The sequence below is a fragment of the Endozoicomonas sp. SESOKO2 genome (genome assembly GCF_024606245.1).
Taxonomy (GTDB): Bacteria; Pseudomonadota; Gammaproteobacteria; order Pseudomonadales; family Endozoicomonadaceae; genus Endozoicomonas_A.
The window spans coordinates 1-4,723 of the sequence record NZ_JAHHPQ010000281.1 but is presented as its reverse complement, the minus strand read 5'-3'; the positions used below and the strand labels follow the sequence as shown (position 1 = coordinate 4,723).

The window sequence follows — 4,723 nt, the reverse complement described above, 5'->3', positions numbered from 1 at the left end:
CAACGCTACTATTTGACAGCAGAGCAATGGCAAAGGCGTTTAAAACCGGATGAACCCGGATACATCCAAAGATACGAAGCCAGATTCGTCGCAAAAAGAGAGCCCGGGGAAAAAGGTGCCATTGAAGAAACAGCACCCTTCAAACCTCTACCCATTTATATCCTGGCTACCCTGATCAACAGGCAAATGGTCATCAGCCCCATCGTCTGTAAATCCCTTAACCACCATAAAGAGAGGCTGCCTGAATCCTTGCTTAGCAAACTCAGAGAAAGAATCGAAGCATCCGGTACAGAATGCTCCGATGAGATTAAAGAATCACTGACCCAATACCTGGACAACATTCAATCCAGGGATCCTGAAGCCTGTCAGGGTGAACCGGAACCACAAAGCATGAAGCCGCCAGACAACAAAAGAGAAAAGCAGGCGTTTGGACGTTTATGGTTAAAGCTCAACCAGACAGAAGTTTTTAGCATCGAAATACTGACATTACTGGACGACTATTGGGATGAAATGGAGCTTATGCACATAGTGACCATCCTTAAAAAAGCCAAAATCGATATCGCTGACCACACAATGGCAGAATGGAGGCAACGGGCATGCAGTGAAATAAAGCAATTAAGAAGGCGAGACCCTTTATTATCAGAGGTGAATCCTGATGTTTATCAGGGTTGTCAGGAACTAGAGTTACTTGATAGATGTGGGGGTATTTTTTAATGGGTCAGTAGGGCGCTATACATTCCGGTGCAAATGGCAGAGGTCAAGTCAAGAGCCTGAGCCTTATGTCGGGTGGCGTGAAAATAACGAATTATTTCCAATAGCGAATGGGTTCGTGGATGTGTATTTTTTTTAAGCCTGAGTCTACAAGACGCTCACAAAAAAACAAAACTATCTGTTCAATAGCCCGATCACTGCTTCTGTTAGTGACCATAATATATGGGGAGTCGCTACCCGCATTGGAATTAGTCGGCTCAAGTCCGCTACCAGCACATTTCTTATATGCGAATATGTTGACTGAACCCGAACGGCCTTACCCCCATTTGGCAGGGTTTATGCGATTCGCCCTCCCTTTGCCAGAGCTGCTGCCGAATAACAGTCCTCCCGCGTCTCTCGAATTGCCTGCGCTACCCATTCGGTCAATGAAGCAAACAAAACGCGCTGACCTTATGGCGATATCCCCTGAAGTCTTGGAGCACTCTTCCAATGCGCTAATCGTCATGGGAGCTGCCGGGGGAGGCAATGGCGATAAGACACCTGACGGAAACCACTGGAAACCCAACCCAGAGCCCCAGCCTGAACTTACCCCTGTTCTTTCCCTTATTCAAAAATGCCTGCAACAAAAAAGGCAACTGCTTCGAATGTTACGATTCAAACGACGATGTGCTTTTATTACGAGACAAGCAACACTGGCCCGGATTTTGTCAGACCGGATCATGGTGATTGAAGGGGATCTTCTGGATCTGGAAAGGTCGGATCCTGCTATGATGCATCCGGGACTGGTTCAGGCATGGTTGGCAGAGAATAGTCAGGAACTCAGTGTTTACCGTGAGATCGCTGCTGGCAAAAACTCTGGCCGACAGGCGGGTAGGAGTAAAAATAACCAACCCTGCAGAAGTACCAAAGCATCAACGACCGCGCCAACAAAACAGGCTGGCCAATCCGGCCAGACGCATGGGGCTGCTACCCACAATCAGGCAACCGGCTCAGCAGACGGCAGTGATCGAGGAGGTGGTGACCCACTGAAACCCCCGGCTGAGCAGGATACAGGAAATCCGGTTGTCATTTGCCCCAAGTGTAACAAAGCACTGAATCAACAAGAATTAAAGCTTATAGCCAATGAGACAACAGCTTCAGTGTTTTTATGCAACAAGTGCCTGCAAGGCACTCAGGGTAAAAAAAGAGCAAGACGAACCCGGGAAGAAACAGAGCCGGATGCATCAGAACCTGCTCAGAAAAAAAAGAAAGGCTCGGTTAGAAAGAGAATTAATTCGAAAGCAGTTGCTTCGGAGAAACCACCGGCCAAAAAAAGGAAACCAATAGACACTCAAGTCCCCGACGACCCATTGGAAAGTGTAAAAGAAAATATCCAATACGAATTAAGCGAGGAAGAGCTGGAAAAAGCTCAAACCCTGATGGCGGTATTCAAGAAAAAAAACATCACCGTAAAGCACTCTTTTTATAAACTGCTTGGCTATGTAGAGAGAAAGTTATTTAATGACTTCTTCGATAATGCGATCGTTTTTTTTTGGCACCTTCCTGAAACCTTCAAAAATACCGGTATGCTGACCGGCATGCTAAAGAATAAAAAAAAACATATCCGTGATTTTGCCGAACGTAACCAGGATGAACTTGCATATTTAGCAAGTTTGGATTTATTGACTTCCTTTTCGTCAATGAATAATGGCAAAGGTGTCCCTAAACATGAGGAAGTAAAAGCAATGCTGGACTGGCCGGAATGGAAAGATAAGGATGGCAAGTTCAGTATGGAGCTGTTTCGCTCTATCTCGTCCATGTACAACAGAAACGGCTTACCCAAACATGAGGAGGTGAAAGAGATGCTGAGCTGGCCGGAATGGAAAAACAAGGACGGTGAGTTCAGTGTGAAATTGTTCCGCTCCTTCTCGTCCATGAATCATGGCAAAGGCATGCTCAAACATGAGGAACTGAAAGAAGTGGTGGGCTGGCCGGAATGGAAAGACAGGGATGGTGAGTTCAATATGGAGCTACTCCGCGCCTTCTCGTCCATGAATCGTGGCAAAGGCATGCTCAAACATGAGAAAGTGAAAGAGGTGCTGAGCTGGCCGGAATGGAAAGGCAAAGATGGCGAGTTCAGTGCGGAGCTATTCCGCTCTTTCTCGTCCATGAATAACGGCCAGGGCATCCTCAGCCATGAGAAAGTGAAAGAGGTGCTGGGCTGGCCGGAATGGAAAAACAAGGATGGCGAATTCAGTATTGAGCTGCTCCGCTCCTTTTCGTCAATGTATCATAGCCGTGGGATGCTCAACCACAAGGAAGTGAAAGAGGTACTGGGCTGGCCGGAATGGAAAGACAAGAATGGCGTGTTCAGTTTTGATCTGTTCCGCGCTTTCTCTTCGATTAATCATAGTAAAGGAATGCCCAAACACGAGGACGTGAAAGAGGTACTGGGCTGGCCGGAATGGAAAGACAGTGATGGCGAGTTTAGTATTGAGCTGTTCCGCGCCTTCTCGTCCATGAATAATGGCCTGGGCATCCTCAACCATGAGGAAGTGCAAGACGTGCTGGGCTGGCCGGAATGGAAAAACAAGGATGGCGAGTTCAGTATGGGGCTTTTACGGGCATTCTCGTCCATGAATCATAGCAAAGGCATACTCAAACGTGAGGACGTGAAAGAGGTGCTGGGTTGGCCGGAATGGCGAGACAAGGACGGCCAATTCGATATAGAGCGGTTCCGTCCCTTCTCATCCATGAACAATGGCCTGGGCGTACCCAAACATAAAAAAGTGAAAGAGGTATTGGGCTGGTCGGAATGGAAAGACAGTGATGGCGAGTTCAGTGTGGAGCGGTTTCGCGCCTTCTCGTCCATGTACACCACAATAGGCGTGCTCAAACACAAAGAAGTTAAAGATGTGCTGGACTGGACAAGTTGCGGGGGTGCACCCAATCACCAGCTCCTGCAAGTTATGACCAGACTCTGGAAATCAGAAGGGCTACCTGCTGCCGATGTGCTGCAACGACGGGAAACGGAACTGAAAGAGTGGCTGTCTACAGAATTCACTGAAGAAAACAGCAACTCAGATAATGAAGAGGACAACAATTACAATCTCCAGATAAAAACCGTCGCTCTTTATCTTTCCACCTCTAAGCCAGAGTGGTCACTAAAGTGGACGGCTTTAAAACAATTTCATCAATTCCGTGAAAACAGCAAAACCGTTCTAATGCTGGAATCATTGATAAAGCTGCTGTCTTTTTATGGAGGAAAAGGTGTCGAACTCTACCTTCAGTCCAATGCAAAGGACCGGTTTTTTTTGCGGCGTCATTCGGCTAGAGCCGTGCCTTTGCACGTGTTAAATAAGGCAGTGGTTCTGTTTTCTGCCAATGAATACAGGGGCCGTTTTGTCTATTTCGTCAAGCGGCTGAAGTCATTGCCGGATAAGAGTCTATGGGAACAGCAATCAGCCCGGTTGCAACAATTATCGGAGGTGCTGAAACTCGACTATATGAAAAGGCTCTACTGGGAAATCCTGCAACCCTTAACAAATGATGACCAGTTGCGTTTTCTGGACGCCAGTCATGCCCGGGCAGTATTCGACCTGTTTCCATCGTTCAGCGCCCTGCATAAACTCAGCAAAGAGCATTCCTCTCAGTGGTTTAAGCAGCTGCTTGAGGCCTGCCTTGGGCTAAAAAACCACGAAATCACCAAAGAAGGCATCCAAATACTGCTTGAAGCACTACTCAAAACTCATAGCCTTCTGCCTTGGTATAACGATATTCCCGATCACTTTCTGTCCGGGATGCGAACAACCGACGACAACAACGTTATGATACCTGTCTCGGGACTTATTCCGTCAGGAGAACAACTGGCTCTGAGTTATATCGCGGTGTTGATGCAGAACATCAACGAGATGTTCTTTAGTGTCAGAGGGGAGTGGCTTGAAGTTGAGGTGCCGGGTAAGAGTGTACGAATCTACCGTTTTCCAATGCCGCAGCTGAAAATACAGAATGAAAAAATGGAAATTAGCAACTG

At 47.3% G+C, this 4,723-nt stretch carries 2 protein-coding genes; both read left to right on the top strand.

What is annotated here, in order from left to right:
* The coding region (locus tag KDK17_RS06620) for a hypothetical protein (RefSeq protein ID WP_257287654.1) at positions 1–714 on the top strand (714 nt) is incomplete at its 5' end.
* Positions 715–1,049: 335 nt separating this feature from the next.
* Positions 1,050–4,723: hypothetical protein (locus KDK17_RS06615; protein WP_257287653.1), on the top strand; the 3,674-nt coding region annotated here is incomplete at its 3' end.